This is a genomic window from Vibrio sp. QJM3NY_39 (genome assembly GCF_057785895.1).
The window spans coordinates 3,190,436-3,215,627 of sequence record NZ_CM173505.1 but is presented as its reverse complement, the minus strand read 5'-3'; the positions used below and the strand labels follow the sequence as shown (position 1 = coordinate 3,215,627).

At 44.0% G+C, this 25,192-nt stretch carries 18 protein-coding genes; 11 read left to right on the top strand and 7 right to left on the bottom strand.

The annotated features are described in order from the left end of the window. The first annotated feature begins 29 nt into the window (after positions 1-29). Positions 30-575: a DUF924 family protein gene (locus AC3CHU_RS14235; RefSeq protein WP_488524782.1), complete on the top strand. Its 546-nt coding sequence runs from the start codon at positions 30-32 to the stop codon at positions 573-575. Positions 576-676: 101 nt separating this feature from the next. Here AC3CHU_RS14235 and AC3CHU_RS14230 read toward each other — a convergent pair whose 3' ends face one another. The 5 genes from AC3CHU_RS14230 to leuA all read right to left on the bottom strand — a co-directional run bounded on the left by AC3CHU_RS14230 (position 677) and on the right by leuA (position 6,536). Beyond that, on the bottom strand, positions 677-1,459 hold the full coding sequence (locus AC3CHU_RS14230; protein ID WP_488524781.1) for a DUF547 domain-containing protein: 783 nt from the start codon (positions 1,457-1,459) through the stop codon (positions 677-679). Between the two features lie 193 nt (positions 1,460-1,652). Then, entirely contained in the window at positions 1,653-2,255 is a 603-nt protein-coding gene (gene leuD, locus AC3CHU_RS14225) for a 3-isopropylmalate dehydratase small subunit (RefSeq protein ID WP_488524780.1), read from the bottom strand. 14 nt (positions 2,256-2,269) lie between these two features. Further along, positions 2,270-3,682, bottom strand: a complete 1,413-nt coding sequence (gene leuC, locus AC3CHU_RS14220; RefSeq protein ID WP_488524779.1) for a 3-isopropylmalate dehydratase large subunit — start codon at positions 3,680-3,682, stop codon at positions 2,270-2,272. 117 nt (positions 3,683-3,799) lie between these two features. Further along, positions 3,800-4,891 (bottom strand): 3-isopropylmalate dehydrogenase, encoded by a 1,092-nt coding sequence (leuB, locus tag AC3CHU_RS14215; RefSeq protein WP_488524778.1) that lies wholly within the window; start codon positions 4,889-4,891, stop codon positions 3,800-3,802. A 97-nt stretch (positions 4,892-4,988) separates the two neighbouring features. Beyond that, the gene (gene leuA / locus AC3CHU_RS14210) at positions 4,989-6,536 is read right to left on the bottom strand and encodes a 2-isopropylmalate synthase (protein WP_341635317.1); all 1,548 of its coding nucleotides are present in this window, start codon (positions 6,534-6,536) and stop codon (positions 4,989-4,991) included. Positions 6,537-7,104: 568 nt separating this feature from the next. On the opposite strand from leuA, the gene AC3CHU_RS14205 reads away from it, so the two are divergent. The 10 genes from AC3CHU_RS14205 (at position 7,105) to AC3CHU_RS14160 (ending at position 22,155) form a co-directional block, all read left to right on the top strand. Further along, a complete protein-coding gene (locus tag AC3CHU_RS14205) occupies positions 7,105-7,764 on the top strand; it encodes a TetR/AcrR family transcriptional regulator (RefSeq protein WP_488524777.1) in 660 nt (219 codons plus the stop codon). After that, entirely contained in the window at positions 7,764-9,101 is a 1,338-nt protein-coding gene (locus tag AC3CHU_RS14200; RefSeq protein WP_488524776.1) for an efflux RND transporter periplasmic adaptor subunit, read from the top strand. The genes AC3CHU_RS14205 and AC3CHU_RS14200 overlap by 1 nt, the downstream gene beginning before the upstream one ends. Then, the gene (locus AC3CHU_RS14195; protein WP_488524775.1) at positions 9,098-12,205 is read left to right on the top strand and encodes an efflux RND transporter permease subunit; all 3,108 of its coding nucleotides are present in this window, start codon (positions 9,098-9,100) and stop codon (positions 12,203-12,205) included. Before AC3CHU_RS14200 ends, AC3CHU_RS14195 begins: the two co-directional genes overlap by 4 nt. Before the next feature lie 287 nt (positions 12,206-12,492). Next, positions 12,493-13,017 carry a phosphatase PAP2 family protein gene (locus AC3CHU_RS14190; protein WP_054541387.1) on the top strand — a complete coding sequence of 175 codons (525 nt, stop codon included), beginning with the start codon at positions 12,493-12,495 and terminating at the stop codon, positions 13,015-13,017. Between the two features lie 57 nt (positions 13,018-13,074). Beyond that, positions 13,075-14,130 carry an MJ1255/VC2487 family glycosyltransferase gene (locus AC3CHU_RS14185; protein ID WP_488524774.1) on the top strand — a complete coding sequence of 352 codons (1,056 nt, stop codon included), beginning with the start codon at positions 13,075-13,077 and terminating at the stop codon, positions 14,128-14,130. A 346-nt stretch (positions 14,131-14,476) separates the two neighbouring features. Next, positions 14,477-15,436 (top strand): transcriptional regulator LeuO, encoded by a 960-nt coding sequence (leuO, locus tag AC3CHU_RS14180; protein ID WP_004735878.1) that lies wholly within the window; start codon positions 14,477-14,479, stop codon positions 15,434-15,436. A gap of 201 nt (positions 15,437-15,637) precedes the next feature. Then, a complete protein-coding gene (locus tag AC3CHU_RS14175) occupies positions 15,638-17,446 on the top strand; it encodes an AMP-dependent synthetase/ligase (protein WP_488524773.1) in 1,809 nt (602 codons plus the stop codon). Positions 17,447-17,906: 460 nt separating this feature from the next. Continuing rightward, the gene (locus AC3CHU_RS14170) at positions 17,907-19,664 is read left to right on the top strand and encodes an acetolactate synthase 3 large subunit (RefSeq protein ID WP_488524772.1); all 1,758 of its coding nucleotides are present in this window, start codon (positions 17,907-17,909) and stop codon (positions 19,662-19,664) included. 1 nt (position 19,665) lies between these two features. Continuing rightward, positions 19,666-20,160: an acetolactate synthase small subunit gene (gene ilvN, locus AC3CHU_RS14165; protein ID WP_004735875.1), complete on the top strand. Its 495-nt coding sequence runs from the start codon at positions 19,666-19,668 to the stop codon at positions 20,158-20,160. A 111-nt stretch (positions 20,161-20,271) separates the two neighbouring features. Beyond that, positions 20,272-22,155, top strand: coding sequence for a sensor domain-containing diguanylate cyclase (locus tag AC3CHU_RS14160; protein WP_488524771.1), 1,884 nt, complete (start codon positions 20,272-20,274; stop codon positions 22,153-22,155). A 682-nt stretch (positions 22,156-22,837) separates the two neighbouring features. On the opposite strand, the gene AC3CHU_RS14155 is transcribed toward AC3CHU_RS14160, so the two are convergent. Together AC3CHU_RS14155 and pykF are read right to left on the bottom strand one after the other, a co-directional pair. Beyond that, positions 22,838-23,461 carry a GntR family transcriptional regulator gene (locus AC3CHU_RS14155; protein ID WP_004735872.1) on the bottom strand — a complete coding sequence of 208 codons (624 nt, stop codon included), beginning with the start codon at positions 23,459-23,461 and terminating at the stop codon, positions 22,838-22,840. Between the two features lie 221 nt (positions 23,462-23,682). Next, a complete protein-coding gene (pykF, locus tag AC3CHU_RS14150; RefSeq protein WP_054547842.1) occupies positions 23,683-25,095 on the bottom strand; it encodes a pyruvate kinase PykF in 1,413 nt (470 codons plus the stop codon). Positions 25,096-25,192 lie beyond the last annotated feature (97 nt).

The window sequence follows — 25,192 nt, the reverse complement described above, 5'->3', positions numbered from 1 at the left end:
TGACTCGGTTTTTTATTAAAGGGAATTATATGACGGTAACGTATCAGGATGTTCTAGAGTTTTGGTTCGATGAACTGACGCCTAAAGATTGGTTTACTGGCGGCGCCGAGATTGACGCTTTGATAGCGTCTCGTTTTGCTGAACTGCACAAAGCCGCCATTCAAGGTGAGTTATTTGAATGGCGTCAGACAGCAGAGGGTCGCTTGGCTGAGATTATCGTGCTTGACCAGTTTTCTCGGAATCTTGGTAGAAATAGTCCAGATGCGTTTACTGCAGATCCTATGGTGTTGGTTCTAGCTCAAGAAGCGGTAGCGGGTGGCTTTGATCACCAACTCAATCAACAACAGAAAAGCTTCCTCTACATGCCTTATATGCATAGTGAATCTTTGCTGATGCATGAACAAGCGGTGCTGCTTTTTTCCCAGACAGGGCTAGAGAATAACCTTGATTTTGAGTTTAAGCACAAGGTGATCATTGAGCGTTTTGGTCGTTACCCTCATCGTAATGAGGTGCTAGGGCGAACTTCGACTCCTGAAGAGGTTGAGTTCTTGCAGCAACCGGGTTCAAGCTTTTAATTGTAGAAATACGGTTCAATAGATAAAAAAGAGGCAAGTGGTTAATAAAAACCTCTCGCCTCTTTTTTGTTTAGCTTAATTCATGAGCTTTAACGTTAAAACTAGTTTGCTTGGTTAAGCGACCAATCATAGTCATAACTGATTTTTTCAGTGTTCGTCACCGGCTTTGTTCGATACTGGTCTAAGTGTTGAATGAGTTGTTTTTCTGTACCAAAATCCACAGAAAACCAATCGTAAATCGATGATAGTTGTAGTTTATTGTTTTCAATTAACACGCCCTTATCACTATTTACAAAATCACTAGCAGCTTGTTCTAACAAGGCTCCAGTGTTGTCAGAGGTAAAAGCTTCAGGCTGCAAATTAGGACAACCTAAACTCGCACAGTTCACTGCATAATGCGTGCGCGGATCTTGCCAAATCGGTCTTAAAATTCGATGCTCAATATCATTGAGTGTTAGTGACTTCCCGTTAACGATTACCACATCATCTCCCCATGGCCCAAAACTAAACAGTCCGCCGAGCTTGGTGATGGATTTTATTGGGTAAGCATCGAGAATTAGATCGACAGTCACGGCGTTATATAGATTAACCCAGTAGGCATATTGTTCCGCTTTTGAGTAGTCGAGTGGATTCAACTGCTCTAGCCTCTTGATGTATTGCTTGAGCTTTGTCTTATCTACAGTGCTCACAGCTTGATAGCGAACTAGGGTGTTTTGCCCTTGTTTAACTAAGTAGCTATCGATAAATTGCTGCCAGTCTTGATGAGATACCTGTTCTTGGTTGGTTTCATTGCTTTGGTTCCAGTATGGCCAAAGATCAGGTTTAGGCGCAGACCAAGCTAAGGTTGAGAAAAGTAGGCTGACAATAAAAAGTAGTTGTTTCATGGCATTCTCCTGATGACTGACTACTAAGACCTTATGCTTTACGATTTTCTTTCATAGCTCTTCAGTTAAATAATAGAGCAGAGCTTAATAAGCACATTAAGTTAAGTTAATGTGCTCAGCCAAATAAAAAAGGTTGGCGCTAGGCCAACCTTTTATGTGTACACAAAATAGTGCGATTCTATTTCAAGACTTCTTATTTCAGGAAGCTAGGAATCTGAGCTTCAAACTCTGAAATCTTATCGGCGTGTTGAAGCGTTAGGCCGATGTTATCTAGGCCATTCAGCAAACAGTGACGACGGAACTCATCAATTTCAAACGAGTATTCTTTTCCATTCGCACTGACTTTCATTGCTTCTAAATCAACGTCGATCTCAGCACCTTCGTTCGCTTCTACGAACTGGAAGATTTCATCAACTTCCTGCTCTGTAAGACGAACCGGCACCATCTGGTTGTTGATCGAGTTACCGTAGAAAATATCAGCAAAGCTTGGAGCGATCATCACTTGAATACCGTAATCGGCAAGCGCCCAAGGTGCGTGTTCACGAGATGAGCCACAACCAAAGTTTTCACGAGCCAGTAGAATTGAAGCGCCTTTATAGCGTGGTGCGTTCATTACAAACTCAGGGTTTGGCTGCTGGCCTGCGTCATCTAGGAAGCGCCAATCGTGGAATAAGTGCTTACCAAAACCGATACGGTTCACTTTCTGTAGAAACTGTTTTGGAATGATCGCATCGGTATCGATGTTGGCCGTATCTAGAGGAACGACTAATCCGGTGTGTTGTTGAAAACCTGACATGTTAAATCCTCTAATTAAAGTTCACGAATATCGACAAAGTGACCAGCGATTGCTGCTGCTGCTGCCATTGCTGGGCTAACTAGGTGCGTACGACCATCACGGCCTTGGCGACCTTCAAAGTTACGGTTTGATGTAGAAGCACAGCGTTCTTGTGGACCTAGACGGTCATTGTTCATTGCAAGACACATAGAGCAGCCTGGTAGGCGCCATTCAAAACCTGCTTCGATGAAGATCTTATCTAGGCCTTCTGCTTCAGCTTGCGCTTTTACTTGCTCAGAGCCTGGAACGATCAATGCTTGAACATGTTTCGCTACTTGGCGGCCTTTTGCTACGGCAGCAGCTGCACGCATGTCTTCGATACGAGAGTTAGTACAAGAACCTACGAAGACTTTATCGATGTTGTAATCCGATAGAGATTTACCCGCTTCAAGACCCATATAAGCCAGAGCTTTTTCTGCAGATGCCTTTTCAACAGGGTCTGCGAAGCTTTCTGGTGCAGGGATTGGTGTGTCTACTGAGATCACCTGGCCTGGGTTAGTACCCCAAGTGACTTGTGGTTTGATGTCAGCCGCTTCTAGCGTTACAACCGCATCGAACTCTGCATCAGCATCGGTTTTCAAAGTGTTCCAGTATTCAATTGCGGCTTCTAAGTCTTTACCTTCAGGAGAGAACTTACGACCCTTGATGTATTCGTATGTGGTTGCATCTGGAGCGATTAAGCCCGCTTTCGCGCCTAGCTCGATCGCCATGTTACATACTGTCATACGACCTTCCATTGTAAGGTCGGTAATCGCCTCACCACAGAATTCAACCACGTAGCCAGTACCGCCAGCGGCTGTTGTCTTGCCGATGATAGCTAGTACGATATCTTTTGCGGTAATGCCTTCAGCGACTTTGCCTTTTACTTCAATCTTCATGGTTTTAGCACGCGCTTGTTTTAGCGTTTGCGTTGCTAGAACGTGCTCAACTTCTGAAGTACCGATACCGAATGCTAATGAACCAAATGCACCGTGTGTTGCCGTGTGTGAATCACCACATACGATGGTCATGCCCGGTAGCGTAATGCCTAGCTCAGGGCCCATTACGTGCACAATACCTTGGTATTTGTGGTTTAAGTCGTAAAGCGTGACACCAAACTCTTCACAGTTGTTCGATAGCGTTTCCATTTGGATACGAGCCATCTCGCCAGAAGCGTTGATGTCTTTGGTTTGTGTCGATACGTTGTGATCCATGGTCGCAAAAGTTTTGCTTACTTGGCGAACTTTACGACCTTTTTCACGTAGGCCATCAAAGGCTTGTGGCGACGTTACTTCGTGGACTAAGTGGCGATCAATATAAAGAATTGGGGTTTCGCCTTTCGCTGCAACCGCAACGTGAGCGTCATAAACTTTTTCGTATAAGGTTTTTGCTTGCTGGTTTGTCGACATAGCTTTTCTTCCTTGGGAGCATCAGTCCCAGTGTTTGTTTCTAGCCAAGTCATGCTGTTTAAGCTGACTTGGCTTGATATTATTCTTATGTACTTACTTCTAATCTAAGCATCTAGCTTATGAAGCTAAGATGTACTCAGCGATCTTGTCACCCATTTCAGAGGTAGTCAGCGCTTGGTTTTTGCCTGCAAGGTCAGCGGTTAGCTCGCCTGCAGAAAGTGCTTTAGACACCGCTGTTTCGATATCTTGAGCTGCGGCTTCTTCACCTAGGCTGTAACGAAGCATTAGCGCCGCAGAAAGAATTTGCGCTACTGGGTTCGCGATGTTCTTGCCTGCGATATCTGGCGCGCTGCCACCTGCAGGTTCGTATAGGCCGAAGTTACTTTCGTTCAAGCTTGCAGAAGGAAGCATACCCATAGAACCCGTGATCATTGCACACTCATCAGAGATGATGTCACCGAAGATGTTTGAACATAGCATTACGTCAAACTGAGATGGATCTTTGATTAGCTGCATGGTCGCGTTATCGATGTACATGTGGCTTAGTTTCACATCTGGGTAGTCTTTCGCGATTTCTTCAACCACTTCACGCCATAGGATAGAGCTTTGTAGAACGTTCGCTTTATCGATTGAGTAAACGTTTTTGTTACGTAGACGAGCAGATTCAAACGCAATCTTTGCAATACGTTCGATTTCGTAACGGTGGTAAACCTCAGTATCAAAGGCTTTTTCAGTTGCGCCTTCGCCTTCACGACCTTTAGGTTGGCCGAAGTAGATACCGCCCGTAAGTTCACGAACAACAACGATGTCGAAACCATTACCTGAAATATCAGCACGTAAAGGAGAGAAAGACTCTAAACCCTTGTGGATTTGCGCTGGACGTAGGTTACAGAACAGTTGGAAATGCTTACGCAGAGGAAGTAGGGCACCACGCTCTGGTTGGTCGTTTGGTGGAAGGTGTTCCCATTTAGGACCACCAACTGAGCCAAAAAGTACCGCGTCAGATTCTTCACAGCCCGTGACCGTCGCTTCTGGAAGTGGACAGCCGTGATTATCAATTGCAATACCACCAACATCATACTCTTCGCGAGAAAAGCTAATTGCGTGCTTCTTTTCAATCGCGTCTAGCACTTTGTGTGCTTGTTGCATTACTTCTGGGCCAATGCCATCACCAGGTAGTACGGCAATTTTGTATGATTTATCTGTCATGTTAATCCTTTAATTCTTGTTACTGAGCGGTTTGGCTCGCTTTAAATTTTGTCCCTAAAGCCAACAACATCGGCTCTAGGGCTCTGTTATTGGGGTCTTAAACTGTCGCGAATTTTTGCTGCTTCATTTCAGCAATAGTGTCTGCGCGTTGAATGCTATTGATAACGTGTAGCAACGCTTGACCAGAAGCTTCAACGATATCCGTTGAAACACCCGTACCGTGGTACTTACGGCCTTTATAGTTAGCAATGATGTCCGCTTGACCTAAGCCATCTTCGCCTTCACCTTTCGCAGTAAGGTCGAATTTATCCAACGCGATTTCGTAGCCTGTTAAGCGGTAAATACATTGGTATAAAGCATCAACAGGACCGTTGCCGACAGCCGCTTCGCATTTCTCTTCATCACCACATTGCAGCTTGATGCTGGTGGTAGACATAACACTACCAGATTGTACGCTTAGGTAGTTAAGTTTATAGAAGTCATCTTCGTCACGTAGATTCGCGAAGTGCATTAATGCTTCAAGGTCGTAATCGAAGACTTGTCCTTTACGGTCAGCAAGCTTCAAGAAGTCTTCGTACAATGAATCTAGGTTGTACTCATTATCTTTATAACCCATTGCGTCCATGTGGCTCTTAACTGCCGCACGGCCACTACGGCTTGTTAGATTCAATGCTTTGTTTTTCAAACCAATCGACTCAGGTGTCATGATCTCGTAAGTGTTTTTGTTCTTAAGCATGCCGTCTTGGTGGATACCTGAAGAGTGGCTAAATGCATTCGCACCGACGATAGCTTTATTGTCTTGAATTGGCATGTGGCAAAGCTGGCTAACCAACTTACTGGTGCGGTGAATCTCTTTATGATCCAAACCAGTATGAACACCTAACAACTCTTGGCGAGTTTTGATGATCATTGCGATTTCTTCTAGAGAACAGTTACCAGCACGTTCACCAATACCATTGATTGTGCCTTCAATTTGACGAGCGCCCGCTTGCACAGCAGCAATTGAGTTCGCAACCGACATACCTAAATCATCGTGACAGTGAACAGAGATGATGGCTTTATCAATGTTTGGTACGCGATTGAATAGCATTTGGATAATGCCACCAAACTCGTTTGGAACGGTGTAGCCAACGGTGTCTGGAATATTGATGGTTTTAGCGCCTGCGTTAATCGCGGCTTCAACCATTCGGCATAAGTTGTCGATGGGTGTACGACCTGCATCTTCACAAGAGAACTCAACATCGTCGGTGTAGTTACGTGCATGCTTAACAGCTTTCACCGCCATTTCAACGACATCGTCGTAGCTGCGACGTAGCTTATCTTGTACGTGTACCGTCGATGTTGAAATGAAGGTGTGAATACGGAATTGGTCCGCTACTTTTAGTGCTTCTGCTGCGGCGTCGATATCTTTCGCTACCGCACGAGAAAGCGCACAAATTCGGCTGCCTTTGATGTGTTTTGCAATCGTTTGAACCGATTCAAAATCACCTGGCGAAGAGATAGGGAAGCCAGCTTCAATAACATCCACACCCAGTCTCTCAAGAGCATAAGCGATCTGTAACTTCTCTTTTACTGTCAGGCTTGCTGCAAGTGCTTGCTCGCCGTCACGTAATGTCGTATCAAAAATTATCACTTGATCGTTCATGGGGGCTTCCTTATATCGATAATGAATCGATTGCTATCCAAATTATTATTAAGAATGATGTTCTTTTAAAAGTGCCAGTTACAAAAAAACCCGCTCAGCGCGGGTTTTAATATTTGTGTAGTTCTTGACCCACAACTTACCCGCGCGATTGGTTCACGATAAGGAGAAGTTTCAGCAGTCGAGAAGAAGAAAAAATCATTACACAAATATCCGTAAATAAACTGTTAACACCATATTTACCGTAATTTATTCTAAGCGTCAAACAAGAAAATCCAATAACAGTGTGTATTGCCAGTGTTTTTGTTTGGTTTGTGCTGTTTTTTACTTAAGTGTTAGCTAGATCGACTGATTGGTGGTTTTGTATTGGCGGGTTAGTTTATCGTTTGGTTGATGTGCAGGTTAAAACTTTGTAGTAAATCTTTTTAATGGAACGATTCACCAAAAAAATCACAAGCGTGGCCAAAGTAATTAATCAATTGATTAAATAGTGAGTAATTAATCTTCTACTGTTATGTCTGTTTATCTCTATAATTAATCGAATGATTAATTATAGAGATAGGTTGATGCCATGACGGCACGAAAAGCGGGGCGACCTCAACAGAACTTAGATGTTCGACAATTATTGATTGAGCATGCTCGTGATCTGTTTGTCGTTCAGTCGTACGACAAGGTCTCGACACGCCTGATTGCTGACCGCGCGGGTGTGAACATTGCGATGATCCGTTATTACTTTGGCAGTAAGGCTGGGTTATTTGAGGCGATGCTGCGGGAAACGCTTCGTCCAATGCAGCTACAAATGCAAAAGTTAGTTGAAGAGAGCAGTCATGAGAACTTTCTTGATTTAATGCGGACTTACTACAAAGAGATGGTCAAGGTGCCCAAGTTTCCTCGCTTGATAGCTCAGGTGATGAATATGCCTCCTTCAGAAGTGCAAAGAGAGTTACTAGAAAAGGTTTTCTTAGACGTGGCCAAACCAGCCCAAGATGTCATCTTTGAAAAGCTTGTTGAGCAGGGCATTTTGAAACAAAACATGGATCCGAAACTGTGTCGCGTTTCGTATATAAGCTTGATGGTCTTTCCTTTTATTGCCCCACCCCCTTTGTTAGCCATTCATGGCATTGAGTTAAATGAAGAATTTCTTAATCGTTTAATCGAACACAACATTCAACTGATGACCGAAGGCTTTATTAATGTAGCGAGCACTTCACCCTTGCAGGAACCAAGATAATGAAAATAAGCAAAAAACTCCTCTTTTTTCCAGCACTAGCGGTTGGAATCATCGGACTTGTGGCGGCGATTAATTTAAAACCTGATCTTCCAACTAAACCTGCGGGTGACCGAGCTCGTTTAGTGGAAACCGTAAGTCTAGAGCAGCAATTGATCGCGCCTTTGGCGGTTGGTTTCGGCAAAGTTGTGCCAAAAGTCGAATGGAAAGCGATTGCCGAGGTGACAGGACAGATCGTTTATCGTCATCCGGATCTTGAGAAAGGTCAGGTGATCCCTGCGGGAACGGTCGTGCTCAAGGTTGATCCATTGGATTACGAATTGAAACTGATACAAGCAGAGGCGGATCTTAAATCAAGCCAAATCTCATTAGCGAAATTGAATCAAGAAGAAGACAACCTGAATCAGACTCTTAAGATCGAAAAGAATCGCTTAGTGATCAGCAACAAAGAGCTACAACGTAAACAAGATCTGCGTAAGAAAGGGCTGACTTCTCAATCGGATGTCGACCTGCAACAACAAAGTGCACTGTCTCAACAGAAGCTAGTGTTGGATATCGCGAACCAAATCGCTTTAATGCCTGATGAAAAACGCGTTGCGGAAGCGGTGATAAAGGTCAATGTGTCTAAAGTAAAAGAGGCGCAGCGCTCTCTCGATAAGACCACCATCATTTTGCCAAGAGCGATGAGAATTGCTCAGGTTGATATCGAACAAAGCCAAGTGGTTAACCTTCAGCAAGAGATGTTTGTTGCTCATGGGATTAATATTATGGAAGTTGAGGCACAACTTTCTATTCACGACATGCAAACTTTAGCTTCAAGTTTTACTCAATTCCCTCGCGATGCTGCTGGAATTCCAACCCCTGACCAAGCACCGATCAAAGCGAGTGTTCAACTGAATAGTGGCAGTCTGAATCTGAGCTGGCCTGCAAAGGTAGCGAGAATTAGTGAAACCGTTGATGAAAACCAAGCGACAGCAGGGATTATTCTCGAGATCGCTCAAGACTATTCACAACTGCAGCCAAGCAATGCGACCCCGTTGGTCAACGGCATGTTTGTAAAAGCTGAGATTGAAGGTGTTGCGAATCTAAGTTGGGTGGTTCCAGAGCGAGCATTGCACGGTGACAAGGTTTACCTGATGGATGACAATCAGCGCTTGCAAGTGGTGAATGTTGAAGTGCTTTATCGCAGAGATAACCAAGTGGTTGTGAGTGGCGAGCTACAAACTGGAGATAAATTGGTTCTTAATGACGTCCTGCCAGCTATCGAAGGCATGTTATTGAAAGAATCGAACTCTGAAGAGGTTCAGCTTGAATCTGATACTCAGGAGAGTGCGTCATGATCAAGTTCTTTTCTAGGCACCCAACAGCGGCAAACTTGTTGATGCTTGGGTTATTGATAATGGGTATCAGCTCATTATCAACCATCAAGCGTGAAACCTTCCCCGCTTATGATCCGCCTTATATTATGGCTGCCATCGTTTATCCCGGTGCATCACCACAAGAAGTGGAAGAAAGCTTGTGTGTACGAATGGAAGATGCCGTCGATGGCCTAGCTAACATTGAAGAGACTCAGTGTGAAGCCATCGAAGGTAGCGCACGTCTAATCCTGAAGTTGAATGAGAAAGCGGATATCGGTCGAATGCTGGTGGATGTGCAAACTCAAATCAACTCGATCAATGATTTCCCAACTGAGATTGAATCGCCTGTTGTTCAAGAACTGGATTGGAATGAACCGGTTGTTGATATCGCCATCACAGCAGAAACGTCGTGGCCGGAGCTTAAGGCCTACGCTGAAGACCTCAAACGTATCATGAAGCTTGATTATGATGTTTCACTGGTCGATGTTAGCGGCTTCTCTGATCATCAATACCGCGTTGAACTGGATACTCAAGCGATTCGCCAACTGGGTTTGAGTGTCGGTGATATCGCAGACCAGATTGGCCGTCAGAATGTAAAACTGCCAAGCGGTAACGTTGAAACACCAGACAAGAATTTTCTGATTCGTTTTGATGAAAGACGAATTACACCGGTTGAGCTGGAAAGCATCGTGGTTGGCTCTGCGCCTAATGGATCAGTGATCCGTCTGAGAGACATTGCAAAAATAACCGACCGCTTTGAGCTTGATGAACAGAAGGTGTTGTTTGATGGAAAGCCATCGGCTCTGTTGAAAATCAGTAAAAACAAAGAAGATGATGCGTTACGAATCAAAGAGAACGTGACGCGTTTCGTTGAAGATCAGAGCGCGATTGCCCCTGATGGCGTGACGCTACAAATGACCAACGATCTCTCCTCTGTGCTGTGGGATCGCCTTACCATGATGGTTCGCAATGGCTGGCAAGGTATTGTGCTGGTATTTGCCACCATGTGGCTGTTCTTCAGTTTACGCTATTCATTCTGGGTTGCGGCTGGCTTACCGGTTGCCTTCCTAGGTGGCTTATTCTTAATGGCTAACCTTGGTTTATCGATTAACATCATGTCATTGGTTGGCTTGCTAATGGCGATTGGTATCATGATGGATGACGCCATCGTGATTGCCGAATCGATAGCCTCCCATTTAGATCGGGGGCAAAACGTTGATGATGCGGTGTACAACGGCGTTAAGAAAGTGCTTCCCGGAGTCTTATCTTCTTTCTTAACTACGGTGTGTATTTTCGGTAGCTTGTTGTTCCTCGATGGAGAGATGGGTGCGGTGCTTAAGGCTGTTCCTCAAGTATTGATATTAGTGCTCTCGTTGAGCTTGATTGAAGCCTTCCTGATTCTACCTAATCACTTGTCTCATTCATTACACAAAGAAAAGAATGACAAGCCAGCGCTGCGCTTCAAAGTGGTGTTGCTTGAAAAATTTGAGAACTTCCGCAATACAACTTTGATGAACATGGTCGAGAAGGTCGTGACGTTCCGCTATGCCTTTATGGGCGGAGTGCTGACACTGTTGTTACTTTCTATTGCCTTGATTGCGGGTGGTGCTGTTAAGTTCCAACCCTTCCCCGAATTGGATGGAGACATCGCTGAAGCGCGTATCATTCTTCCGCCGGGCGCATCATTGTCTCAAACCGAGAGAGTTGTAGACAAAATTGTCGCTTCTGCTGAGCGTTTGAATGAGCAATGGAGCGAAGAGGTTGAGGACGGTAATAAATTGGTTGAGCATATCACCAGCCAATTCAATGCTAACGCAGACGCCAACGAATCAGGCCCACACTTAGCCACTGTGCGCCTAGACTTACGCGGTGCAGAGAGCCGCAACACCGTTATCGATGATTTCATCAATGCATGGCGAGAGGATATCGGCGATTTGGCTGATCCTATTTCATTAGTGTTCAAGCAACCTACTATGGGGCCGGGCGGTCGTGCTATCGAGATCCGTGCCAAGCATGATGATCTGGCTGAATTGAAGTCTGCTTCTCTGGAGATTCAGGAGTACCTCAATCAGTTTGACGGAGTGCATGGTGTGCTTGATGACATGCGCATGGGTAAGGAAGAGATCTTAGTTAAACTTCGCCCTGGAGCTGAAACCTACAATGTGAATGGGCAGATGATTGCGTCTCAGTTACGTGCAGCCTTTTTTGGACAAACAGCAGACGAGATTCAAATCGGTGTTGAGAACATCTCGATCGAAGTGCGTCTTGATAAAGAACAGGCTGGCGATTTACAGCAACTGGCTAACTTCCCAATCATCACTGCAGATGGCAGTCAGATCCCGCTAGCAACATTGGCGACATTAGATTTCCAACGTAACTACGTGCGAATCCAGCGTATTGATGGCTTGAGAACCATCAGTATCTTTGGTGATATTGATAATAAGAAGGCGAGCTCATCAGCTATTTTGGCTCAGTTCCAAAAAGATGAAGCAGCCAAGCTTATTCAAAAATACCCAGGATTACGCTTTGATTTTGAAGGGGAGGCTAAAGATGCCGCGAAGACAGGAGCCTCGATGGGTAAAGGCTTCTTGCTTGGTTTATTCGGTGTGTTTGCGATTCTTAGCTATCAGTTCAGAAGCTACTTAGAGCCTGTGGTTGTGATGCTAGCCATTCCACTGGCCTTTATTGGGGTGGTCGTTGGGCACTGGATACTTGGGCACTCTTTGAGTATGCCAAGCATGATGGGCTTTGTGTCGCTTGCCGGGATTGTGGTTAATGATTCCATCTTGTTAGTCCAGTACATTCGTCACCATGTCGATGAGGGAGATAGCGTGCACGACTCGGTAGTGAAAGCCAGTCGCGAGCGTTTCCGTGCGGTATTCTTGACCTCAATGACGACAGCGGCAGGTTTGCTACCGCTGTTGACGGAAACCAGCTTACAAGCTCAGGTTATCCAGCCATTGGTTATTTCGATTGTGTTCGGCATATTTGCCTCGACCTTACTGGTGCTGTTTATGATCCCTGCGGCCTACGCGATACTGGCGGACTTTGGTTTAGTGAAAAAGCATGAACCATTAGAGCTATAACTTTTAGTGCTATAGCCTTTAGCGCTATTATCATTAGCGAACGCTATAACCATTAACACGATAGAAGTAGCGTTTGCTTGCTTATATAAAGAAATAAAAACGTAGAAGAATAAAGCGGCCTTGGGTCGCTTTATTTTTATCGGCAGTTTCTAGGCCCCATCAGCTTGCTTAGCGAAAGCGGTCAATTCGCCTCAAAATTCATTTTAGTTCATTCAAAACGTCACTTAACTGTCATTTCAGGAGCATAACTTGAGCCTTAACTGGATAAGGATTGTTAAGGAGATTGTATGCGTACTATCGAACCTATTGTCCGCTGGGATGTGGCATTTTCTGTTTTCTGTTTAAAGAGCCGTTATAGCGGACAACAGGCGACACTCAGTAAGGCGGTGTCTCATACTGGAGATGGACACCTTTACGTTTTGATTGCTTTGGTTGCACTACTGGCTGACAGTAACACCGGACGAGATTTTCTTTTGGTGGGCTTAACTGCCTTTGCAATCGAGTTACCTATTTACTGGTTTGCCAAAAATACCCTCAAGCGCCGCAGGCCAGCTGAATTTTCTTCATTGCTTCACTCTCACATTGTGCCATCTGATAAATACAGCCTGCCTTCTGGGCATTCCGCTGCGGCTTTTGTTATGGCGACTCTAATCGGACATTTCTATCCGAGCTTATATCTCTTTAGCCTGATTTGGGCGGCTGCGATTGCTGGCTCTCGAATCCTACTTGGTGTGCACTTTTTAACGGACGTACTGATTGGCGCAGCCTTGGGCATCGCTTGTACTAGCCTTGCTATCAGTTTCATCCTGTAATCATTTTTTTTGCAACAACCACTGCCGAGCTTAAGTGGCAAACATAAAGGAACATGCATGAAAATTTTATATGGCGTCCAAGGCACAGGGAATGGGCACATCGCTCGAGCGAGGGCAATGGCTGTGGCTTTTCGTCAGCAAAATATCGATGTCGACTTTCTGTTCTCTGGGCGAGACGAGAGCAAGTACTTCTCGATGGAAGCGTTTGGTAATTATCAGACCCGCAGCGGCTTAACTTTTTACAGCGAGCAGGGGCAGGTTAAATACGGCAAGACATTCATCAAGAACAACATCTGGCGATTTCTCAGTGAGATTAATCAGATCGATTTGACGCCTTATGACTTAGTGTTGAATGACTTTGAACCTGTGACTGCATGGGCAGCTAAGAGGCAAGGTGTGCCATGCATTGGCATAAGCCACCAGAATGCGTTCCGCTACGATGTACCCAAAGAAGGGGGCAACTGGATTGAACATTCGGTGATTCAACATTTCGCCCCAACTGAGCATTCGATTGGTTTGCATTGGTATCACTTTGAACAACCAATACTGCCGCCTATCGTTCACACGCTGGCTGGTGATCAACAAACCAAAACAGCACAAGACTTTACGTTGGTCTATTTGCCGTTTGAGGATCTTGAGTCGATCTCGGAGCTGTTGATGAAGTTTATTTCGCACAACTTTGTCTGTTATCACCCGAATGTCATTGAGCACCGTCGAGTCGAAAATATTGAGTTCAAACCACTGAGTCATACCGGCTTCCAATTCGACCTCAATCAATGCTCTGGTGTAGTGGCTAATGGCGGTTTTGAATTGCCATCGGAAGCCCTAACCTTGGGCAAGAAATTGCTTCTCAAACCACTTGAGGGGCAGTTCGAACAACAGAGTAATGTTGCGACGCTTGAAGCGCTCGGGTTGGCTCAAACCATGAGCTTTTTAGATGCGGCTACCTTGCGTGGTTGGCTCGGTGAAAAGCAGGCCGAAGTGGTTACTTATCCCGACGTGGCAAGTGCACTTGTTGAGTGGGTGTTAGCGGGCAATTGGTCCAACCAAGATGACTTAAGAAAGCAACTTTGGGACAAGGTAGATTTTCCTAGTTATGCATCGCTCACTTAACTCATAAGTGTTATTTCTGAATCAACCACTCAAACAATTCATGAGTTCAATAAATTGTAACAAATGTAACCAAACGATAGAACAGCTAAATAAGTCGAAATGAAACTCATAAGTGATGCATTTTATGTTTTTTTATAACTCTATAAATAATTGATTTTTAGATGTTATTTAATCATTAAGGTAAAATAAAATTATTCTTTATCAATCTTGTTGGTAGCTCGAGATTTATTGGTTAATAGTAATGGTAATCCGAAAAACATCGGTCTGATAAATATAAGAATTAGTGGTTATCTATTCCTATACCATTACCAATTTAACGCTGTCGAACCGACAAGAGGCAACTTGAATGTTAGAGAAAAAAGACGCAATGAGTGCTATTGCAAGCTACAGAATGGAAAGCACACTTCGTGGAGTCGACTTAAATCTTTTGACTGTATTTGATGCAGTTATGCAAGAGCAAAACATTACACGTGCAGCTCATAATCTGGGTATGTCTCAGCCTGCTGTAAGTAACGCTGTTGCTCGTCTAAAAGTGATGTTTAACGACGAACTATTCATGCGTCAAGGTCGTGGTATTCAGCCGACTCAACGTGCTCGTCAGTTGTTTGGTCCAATCCGCCAAGCACTACAGTTAGTACGCAATGAACTGCCAAGTTCTGTGTTCTCTCCAGAGTCGTCCTCTCGTCTGTTCAAGCTTGCGATTTGTAGCCCTTGTGACATGCGTTTTGCACCTAAGATCATGTCGACAATCAACGACCAAGCACCTAGCGTTAAACTGCACATGGATGCAGAATTCGATCGTCAACTTTCTGAGCGTATGCGCTACCAAGAAATCGACTTCGTTATTGATTACGCTCGTTTTGATGAGCAGGGCTTTTCAAGCACCGAGATCTTCCAAGACGAATTAGTTGTTGTTGCTTCTGCTTCTCACCCACGTATCAACGGTGAAGTTTCAGCGGCAGAGCTGCTTAACGAAAAGCACGCAAAACTGTCTCGCATCCATGGTCAACGCAGTTTCTCAGAGCAAGCTTACCGTGACCTAGATTGCACGCCTTTCTACGAAGGTACGAGCTTAAGCAACGTACTTTACGTTGTTGGTCAATCTGAGCTTGTGACTATTGCACCTCGTTGGATGGTTGAGCATGCCGCGAACAAAGATCAGCTTCAGATTCTAGATTTCCCATTCGATAATGCGGCAATTTCTGGCTTCCTAAGCTGGCACGAATCAAGTGAAAAGGACAAAGGACACATTTGGTTACGAGATCAGTTAATGATGATCTGTGGCGAAGTAGTGGCGCTTAACTAAGCACTAATCCCTATGATTTATAAGCCCTAAGCTGGGAGTCTGGCTTAGGGCTTTTTTGTACCTGCTATTTTTGTTGATAGAAAACTTAGCGTGAGACGTACTATTACTTATAACTTTGAGCTTCATCAGTTGCCTTTTCCATGATCAGAGGTACACTTGTGCGCTCAAAAAAGCTTACAGGTGTAAGCCAAAGGTAAAGAGATGGCCAATTTAGATTTTCATATCGTAAAAAGACTTCGTGACCAAATTGCCCAAGGTGGCAACCGTACAGCTTTGAAGCATAAAGTCGACAATGTATGGCAAGGTATTAGCTGGGAACAGTTTGGACAACAGATCGATACGCTTTCGTTAGCACTGTTGGCTCACGGACTGAGAGTTCAGGATAAGATAGGCATCTTTTCGAACAATATGCCTCAGTGGACTGTGGCAGATTTTGCATCTTTACAAGCCCGTCTTGTAACGGTACCAATCTACCCAACCAACACAGCGGCGCAGTCTTCTTACATTATCCAAAATGCAGATGTGAAGATCTTATTCGTTGGCGAGCAAGCTCAATTTGATGCGGCGGTTAGCCTTTTTGAAGAGTGTGAACAGCTAGAAGTTGTTGTGGCGATGTCTGCTGATATCGACACTCAAGAATATAGTTTTGCTGTTTCATGGCAGGACTTCATGGCTCGTGGTGTTGAAGCTCAACAAGCGGAACTTGACGTTCGCTTAGCTGATGCAAACATGGATGACTTACTGACCCTTATCTATACCTCTGGCACGACAGGCCAACCAAAAGGTGTGATGCTTGATTACACTAATATTGGCTATCAATTGAAAGGTCACGATGAACGTCTTAGCTTAACTAAAGATGACGTATCACTGTGTTTCTTACCTTTGTCACACGTATTTGAGCGCGCTTGGACTTTCTATGCCCTTTATAAAGGTGCAACCAACTGTTACCTGCAAGACACGATGCAAGTACGTGATGCTCTAAGCGATGTGAAACCGACAGTAATGTGTGCAGTTCCCCGTTTCTACGAGAAGATTTTCTCAGCGATTCACGAGAAGGTATCTAAAGCACCGTTTATCCGTAAAGTGCTGTTTACTTGGGCGGTAAATATGGGAGCGAAGCTTTCTGTTTGTCACCAAGAAGGTCGTACTCCATCATTCATGCTGAAGAAGAGCCATGCGCTTGCCGATAAGCTTGTGTTATCTAAACTGCGAGCTCTGTTAGGCGGAAACATTAACTTTATGCCATGTGGTGGTGCGAAGCTTGATGAAACCATTGGTCGCTTCTTCCACGCGATTGGTATCAACGTAAAACTTGGCTACGGCATGACAGAAACCACGGCAACAGTATCGTGCTGGGATGACCGCTGTTTTAACCCTGATTCGATTGGTATGTCGATGCCGGGCGCAGAAGTAAAAATTGGTGCGAAGGACGAGATTCTTGTTCGTGGTCCAATGGTGATGCGTGGCTACTACAAGATGCCCGAAGAGACCGCTAAGACATTTGACGAGCACGGTTTCCTAAAGACTGGTGATGCGGGACATTTTGATGAAAATGGTAACCTGTTCATTACTGATCGTATTAAAGAATTGATGAAGACCTCTGGCGGTAAGTACATTGCACCGCAAGTGGTTGAAGGCGCGATTGGTAAAGATCACTTTATCGAACAGATTGCCGTTATCGCTGATACGCGCAAATTCGTTTCTGCGCTGATCGTTCCTTGTTATGACTCGCTAGAAGAGTATGCCAAAGAGCTGAATATCAAGTATCACGACCGTGTTGAGCTTGTTAAACATCACCAGATTGTTGAGATGCTAGAGAAGCGCGTGAATGACTTACAGAAAGAGTTGGCTAAGTTTGAGCAAGTGAAGAAATTCAAGTTGCTGCCAAAAGCATTTTCTATGGATGATGGCGAACTGACACCTACTCAAAAATTGCGTCGTAAAGTTATCAACGATAAGTATCAAGATGAAATCGAAGAAATGTACAATGAAAAGCCTAAAGATAAGTAGTTTTCTGCTTAGATAAATTTTCAGTTGTTTAAAAATCCCCCTACGAATGTGATTGCATTTTTAGGGGGATTTTTTATGCCTGCCGACACAGCACAATGTGCGAAAGCGCACACCAATAAGGGCGTAATTAATCGATAAACCGTGATTCATTTGAATATTAAGCTCTTTTTTTTAGGTGTTAATTGGTTTTTAAATCTAACTATTGGGTTTGGTTTGGGTTTTATTTAATGCTTTCAGCTAATAGTTGGTTTTTTGACGTAATTATCGGATAACAGGTGTTAGACCAGATGATAATAAAGCGTTAAAGTTGTTTCGTATTACTGTTTGTTGTTATCACGACAGACAGCCATAGCCGAAAAAGTGGAAGTATTTCGAATTAGGCTACGAATAAGCCCTAGACTATGAAAAACCAGCCCAACATGTTCACCAAATATGGTTGGAAACTGGTGAGGAGAGCAATATGACAACAAAACCTGAAACAGCCATGTCATTCGGCGCTGAAATGTTATCCGGCGCTGAGATGGTGGTGCAGTCTCTAATAGAAGAGGGTGTAGAACAAATCTTTGGTTACCCAGGTGGTTCTGTACTTGATATCTATGATGCGCTGCATGCTAAAACTGCTGAAATTAAACACGTATTAGTACGACACGAACAAGCCGCTACCCATATGGCAGATGGCTATACTCGTTCTACCGGTAAGCCGGGCGTAGTACTTGTGTGTTCTGGTCCAGGTGCGACCAATACCGTTACTGGTATTGCCACAGCCTACATGGACTCAATTCCAATGATAGTTATTTCTGGTAACGTACCAAATAGCTTAATTGGTAATGACGCCTTCCAAGAGTGTGACATCGTGGGTGTATCCCGTCCGATTGTTAAACACAGCTTCCTCGTTAAGAAAGCGGAAGATATCCCTGAAGTCGTTAAAAAAGCATTCTATATTTCAACGACAGGACGTCCTGGTCCTGTGGTTATTGATCTGCCAAAAGACATCTTAAACCCACAAATCAAGCTTCCTTATGAATACCCAGAAACGATCAAAATGCGTTCATATAACCCAACGGTTACGGGTCATAAAGGTCAGATCAAAAAGGCGCTAAAAGCCCTTCTTGAAGCGAAGAAACCGGTACTTTATGTCGGTGGTGGTGCGGTTATTTCTGAGGCAGATAAGCCGCTGTTAAAATTAGCAGAGGCACTGAATTTACCTGTGGTAAGCACCCTAATGGGGCTTGGCGCTTTCCCTGGTACCCATAAAAACTCTTTGGGTATGTTGGGCATGCATGGTTTGTATGAAGCCAATATGGCGATGCACAATGCGGACTTGATCTTTGGTATTGGCGTACGTTTCGATGATCGAACCACCAATAACCTAGATAAGTACTGCCCTGATGCGAAGATCATGCACATTGATATCGATCCATCTTCTATCTCTAAGAACGTTAAAGTGGATCTACCGATTGTAGGTTCCGCGGAAAAAGTACTAGAGAGCATGGTTAACCTGCTTATTGAGCAAGGTGGAACTAACGATGCTGACGCGATGGAAAGCTGGTGGAGTGAAATTAAACAGTGGCAAGAACGTGACTGCTTAGCGTATGACAAAACGTCTGGTCGTATTAAGCCACAACAAGTTATTGAAACACTTCATAAAGTAACCAATGGCGATGCCTATGTTGCTTCTGATGTAGGCCAACACCAAATGTTTGCTGCTTTGTACTACCCGTTTGACAAGCCACGCCGTTGGATTAACTCTGGTGGTCTAGGCACTATGGGCTTTGGCTTACCTGCTGGTATGGGCGTTAAGTTTGCGAAACCAGATGAAGAAGTTGTGATTGTTACTGGTGACGGCAGTATTCAAATGAATATCCAAGAGCTGTCGACTGCGCTGCAATACAATATTCCCGTTAAGATTATTAACCTTAACAACCGTTTCTTAGGCATGGTCAAACAGTGGCAAGACATTGTTTATCAAGGTCGTTACTCTAATTCATATATGGACTCTGTTCCTGATTTTGCTGCGATTGCTGAGGCTTATGGCCACGTTGGCATGCGTATTTCGTCTCCGGATGAACTGGAATCAGGTTTGGAAAAAGCACTGGCGATGAAAGACCGTTTGGTATTTGTCGATATCAGTGTGGATGACACCGAGCACGTATACCCAATGCAGATCAAAGGCGAGGGTATGGATAACATGTGGCTAAGCAAAACGGAGAGAACATAATATGAGACACATCCTTTCACTATTAATGGAAAACCAACCAGGTGCACTTTCTCGAGTGGTTGGCTTGTTTTCTCAGCGTGGCTACAACATCGAGTCTTTGAATGTATCTCCTACGGATGATCCAACGCTTTCTCGTCTGAATGTCACCACTAACTCGAGCGAAATGCAGCTTGAGCAGATCCAAAAACAGCTACACAAGTTAATCGACGTACTTAAGGTACAAGAAGTGTCTGAGCTTGAGCATATCGAGCGTGAACTATTGATGGTAAAAGTACGCGCTAGCGGCTTTGCTCGCGCCGAAGTGAAGCGCACCGCGGATATCTTCCGTGGCCAAATCGTTGATGTAACGGCTTCGCAATATACGGTTCAAATGGCCGGTACTAGCGAGAAGCTGGATGCTTTCATTCAGGCATTATCTGAAGTAACGGAAGTACTTGAAGTGGCTCGAAGTGGGGTTGTTGGCATCGCACGTGGTGAACGAGCGTTAAAAGCCTAAACAAGAAGTATTTAAAAAATAGTTTTAAAGCCGCTTTTTTAAGCGGCTTTTATTTTGTTAATTTCCTAGAGTGCTATAATCTTGCGCTCTCTTTTTCTTCCTGAGCTAGTAATGCGAAATAAAAAATCAATAATTACATTACTAATCATCTCAATCACACTCTGTTCAGCTGTCGCTCTATATTACTTGCAGCGATATAAAGAAGTGAAGCAGCAGAGTTTTGACTACTCGGCCAAGCAAGCCGTCCATCAATTGGTGTACGCCAAGCGAGACTACGAGCTTCTTAAGACTCAATTAGTTTCCGTAATGGGCCTGTTGAGCCACAGCCAAAGCTTGGTTAACTTTGCCTCTTCTCCCTCTGACCAAACCAAAGATCTACTTGAAGAGGTTTGGCAGTCTGTCCTTGTTAATCAGAAATGGTATACACAGATCCACCTGCTAGATATCTCGGGTAAAGAGCTGGTTCGTGTGAACTACTCCGCTGATTCAGGCCACATAACGGTACCGCAACAGCTTCAAGATAAATCTGACTCGAGCTATTTTCAATACGCCCAAAAACTAGAAGCTGAACAAATTGGCGGCTGGGGCATTGAGCTTGAAATGGAACATGGTGAGATCACCTTCCCTTATATGCCGGTAATTCGTGTCTTTACCCCCGTAGAAACACCTGAGAAAAGAGTGGGCTACCTTGTTATTAATCTCGATGTATGGGGTTTATCGTCGCGTCTTAGTTTTTCACCTGATAATGATCTTAGAGCAGAAGTTCTTAATGAAGCGGGTTATTACATAGCGAGTAACCATAGCGGTAAGCTGTTTGGCGATTCTATTCCAGAAAGAAAAGGCTACAACCTGAAAAACATCGCACCAAAGGCATGGGAAGCGATCTCTAATGATCAGGTGGGGCAAGTTTTTGAAGATGGCAATTTGTTTGCGTTTAACACGGTGATGCTCGCGAATAATCAAAAGGTCCATTTACTGATTCAACTTAATCAGAAACAACTGATGGATCGAGCTGAACCGAGCTTAAGTGACCTCTCTCAAGAAGAAGTGTTTGTGTTGTTAACGGTACTGATTTTTGCGTTTCCGTTTGCTTATTTAGTGACTCATTACCGACGTCGAAGTCTAGAAAGTAAGTTGGCACGCGCCGCATTGAGCGGCATGTCGGCCGTCATGATCTCTGATAAGCAGCATCGTACTATGATGATCAACAACGAGTTTGAGAACATGACGGGGTACTGCAAAACTCAAGTTATCGGTCAAAATGCATTACAGCTGTTGCTTGAAAGTACCGAGCAGGCACTCTCTAGCGATTCAATCTGGCAACATTTAGAGCAAGAAGAAGTATGGGAAGGGGAAGTCCTGTGTAAGAACAAGTTACGTATCCCTTTCACCGTCATCATGCGAGTACAAGCTGTTAAGAATCGTTCTGGAAAGATCAGTTACTATATTACGTCCTTGGTTGATATTTCTGTTAGGAAGGAGCTTGAGGTGCGTTTGAGGATCTTAAGTGAACGAGATTCTTTGAGTAACCTTTGGAACCGCCGCAAGTTCGAAGAGCAGCTCGCGTATTATTCTCGCTTGGTCGAGCGTTACCCTAATGAAGCGACCACTTGCTTAGCTTTAGTCGATATTGATAACTTCAAACGAATCAATGACGAACTGGGCCACGATGAAGGCGACCGGGTGATTGCAAGTGTTGCAAGGCTTCTACAAGACAGCCTACGCAGTACTGATTTTGTTGCTCGCGTAGGGGGTGAGGAGTTTGCATTACTGATGCCACACACCTCACTGCCGGAAGCGAAACGTGTGTTGGATCGATTACGAATAGAAATAGAGCTATCCTCAGGGACTAAAGTGACGGTGAGTGTCGGTTTCACTGATTTGACAAGCAACAGCACTCGCTCATACAAATGTGCCGATGTTGGGCTCTACGAATCTAAATCGTCTGGGCGCAATACCGTCTCTATGTGCCCTAGTCATGCTGATGTCGCTTAATCTTTCATTACTCGATTAGTTTTTAATATTTCACTTGGCTTTCACTGTTTACTTAGCTTTCAACAGACTTAGCCCTTAAATAGATTTACGTTTTAAGTGACTAACCACTTTCCTATCAAGCCATCTTCCTCGCTTCGTATCTTTTAAAGCTAGCCTTCAGCTATTCCTTTCAACATCTATAATAGGAATCTCACTTTTGAGGCGATCTATGTCACAAGTCTTGTGTGGTTAGACTAAAGTCTAATGCTGATGGAAATTTGAGCTAAAATAAACAATAAGTAAACTACCTTGCTTCAGGTTGCGTCGTGTTAAGCGAACCAATAAACAGAGTGTTTACCCGATATAAAAGGGATGACACCGTTAACTTAATTCAGCTGGTTAGCTCGCCTTATCAATGGCTTGAGAGATAGCAGTAGAATTAGGTTAGCTGTAGCAAGAGTTTGGGGATCATACTGTCTGGTTAAAAGAGGCGTGGTATGTTTGTCGATTTTTTAGTGAGGTTAACCATAGGCACATTGGTCATTCTTGGCTTTCAACTGAGTGCACTGTATTTTTTACCTATGGTTGTACTGCTCAATACTCATCACAAAGAGTTTTTTGGGTGGTAGTTCAGTCGTGATACTGGAAACAAAAAACGGAGCCGTTGGGCTCCGTTTTTATTTGGTAAGAAATTACTTGAGCGTTATGCCGCTTCGATAACTTCTTCAATTCGTTTCATTGAACCTAGTAAATGTTGATCAAGTAACTCTGTTGCTTGTTCTGCATTCTTAGAGAGTACTAGCTTCATGATCATTTCGTGCTCATCAATATTGAACAGATCATCAGATGCTGTTTCAGCTGACATTGCTAAGAAGCGGTAACGTTTAACTTGGTTAATAAGTTCATCAAAGAACTTAAACATGTTCTCTGAATCAGCACCTTCAAGCAACGCGACATGGAATTGTTGGTGGCGTTCTTCCCATTCAACAGAATCAAATTCTTCTTCTACGTTCTGAAGGCGTGATAGTTTGTGGTAAGAGGTCAACACTTCTAATTCCCAGCTTTCATCGCCAGCTGAGATCGCTTTTTTAAGCAGAACGGAAGAGACCAGTCGAAGGCTTTCGTATAGGTCATTGAGTTCTTTCTTTGATACTGGAGATACCCAGCAGCCTTTCTGTGGCTCTAGCTTTACGTATTTACTCCAAGATAACTGCACTAAGGCTTCACGAATTGGAGATGCGCCTACGTTGTATCGTGCTTTTAGATCAGCAACAACGAGTTTTTGGCCAGGGGTTAACTCACCATTGAGAATATCTTGGCGAATCATCTTTGATACTTTGTCTGTGAGCGTAGGACTAGACATTACAAACCTCATGCATATTTGATTCTAGTCTGCTAATCCGTCTCTTAGAAAGAGCCCATGGAAGTTAACAGTACGTGATTCTACTGTGATTGATAATACAGCGTACTGAAAAGTTAGGCAAGATTTGTTTCATAAAAAAAGAGGGCCGAAGCCCTCTTTTATATTTTATGCGTATCGGTTCATTCTTATAGAACGTGAACAGATGCCGTGTTTGTAGTACCAGAAGCTACTAGAGCACCAGAAACCATAACTACGATGTCGCCTTTGTTACCTAGGCCAGATTGTAGAGCGATTTCTTTACCGTTGATGTAAAACGTGTCTGTGTTCTCGATAGAGTCAACAAGAACTGGTTTAACACCTTTAGTAAGAACTAGCTGTGCAGCTGTCTTTTCGTTAGTTGTTAGAGCAAGGATGTTTGCAGTTGGGAAGTACTTACGTACTGAACGTGCAGACTTACCGCCTTCAGTTGCAACAACGATTAGAGGAGCCGCTAGCTTCTCTGCTGTGTCTACCGCACCTTTACATACTGCTTCAGTAATGCGTAGACGTGGGCTGTCTAGACGAGAACCTAGCTCAGCTTTAAGAGCTGAATCAGTGCGGTTCGCGATTTGAGCCATGATAGTTACAGCTTCAACTGGGTACTTACCTTTAGCAGTTTCACCAGAAAGCATTACTGCATCAGTACCATCCATGATTGCGTTCGCAACGTCACCCGCTTCAGCACGAGTTGGACGTGGGTTGCTGATCATAGAGTCAAGCATTTGAGTTGCAGTGATAACCATCTTACGTGCGCGGTTACACTTCTCGATCATCATCTTCTGAGCGAAGATTACTTCTTCAGCTGGGATTTCAACACCTAGGTCACCACGAGCAACCATGATGCCGTCAGAAGCTTCAAGGATTGAATCGAAGTTATCTACACCTTCTTGGTTTTCAATCTTAGAAATGATGTGGATGTTCTCGCCGCCGTTAGCGTTTAGAAGCTCACGGATTTCTTTAACGTCGTCTTCTTTACGGATGAAAGAAGCAGCTACGAAATCAACGCCTTGCTCACAACCAAACTTAAGGTCAGCTTTGTCTTTCTCAGAAAGAGCTGGAAGTTGAACAGAAACGCCAGGAAGGTTAACACCTTTGTTTTCGCCTAGAGCACCGTTGTTAAGAACTTTACACTTAACTTCAGTTTCTGTTGTTGCGATAACTTCCATTTCGATTAGGCCGTCATCAACAAGGATAGTGTTACCAGCAGTTAGGTCTTTAGCGAAACCTAGGTAAGTTACTGCTACTACGTCTTTGTTACCAACAACTGTTGCGTCAGTTGTGAAAGTGAACTCTTGACCAGCTACTAGATCTACGTCGTTACCATCTTCAAGTTTGATAGTACGGATTTCTGGACCTTTAGTATCTAGAAGGATAGCAAGTTGCTCACCTTTTTTTTCCATTACTGTACGGAAGTTCGCGATACGAGTGCCGTGTTCTGCGAAGTCACCGTGAGAGAAGTTAAGACGCATAACGTTCATGCCAGCATCTACTAGTTCAGTTAGCTTCTCTACAGATTCAGTTTTAGGGCCAATCGTACATACGATTTTGGTCTTTTTCATGGAAGGTACTCTCCGGTAAGTATTGTTACAATTTGAAATTTATTTAAGGTCTGAAGATTGGTCCGCTACATCAACATTTTGTGCCTGTTGTGTAAAA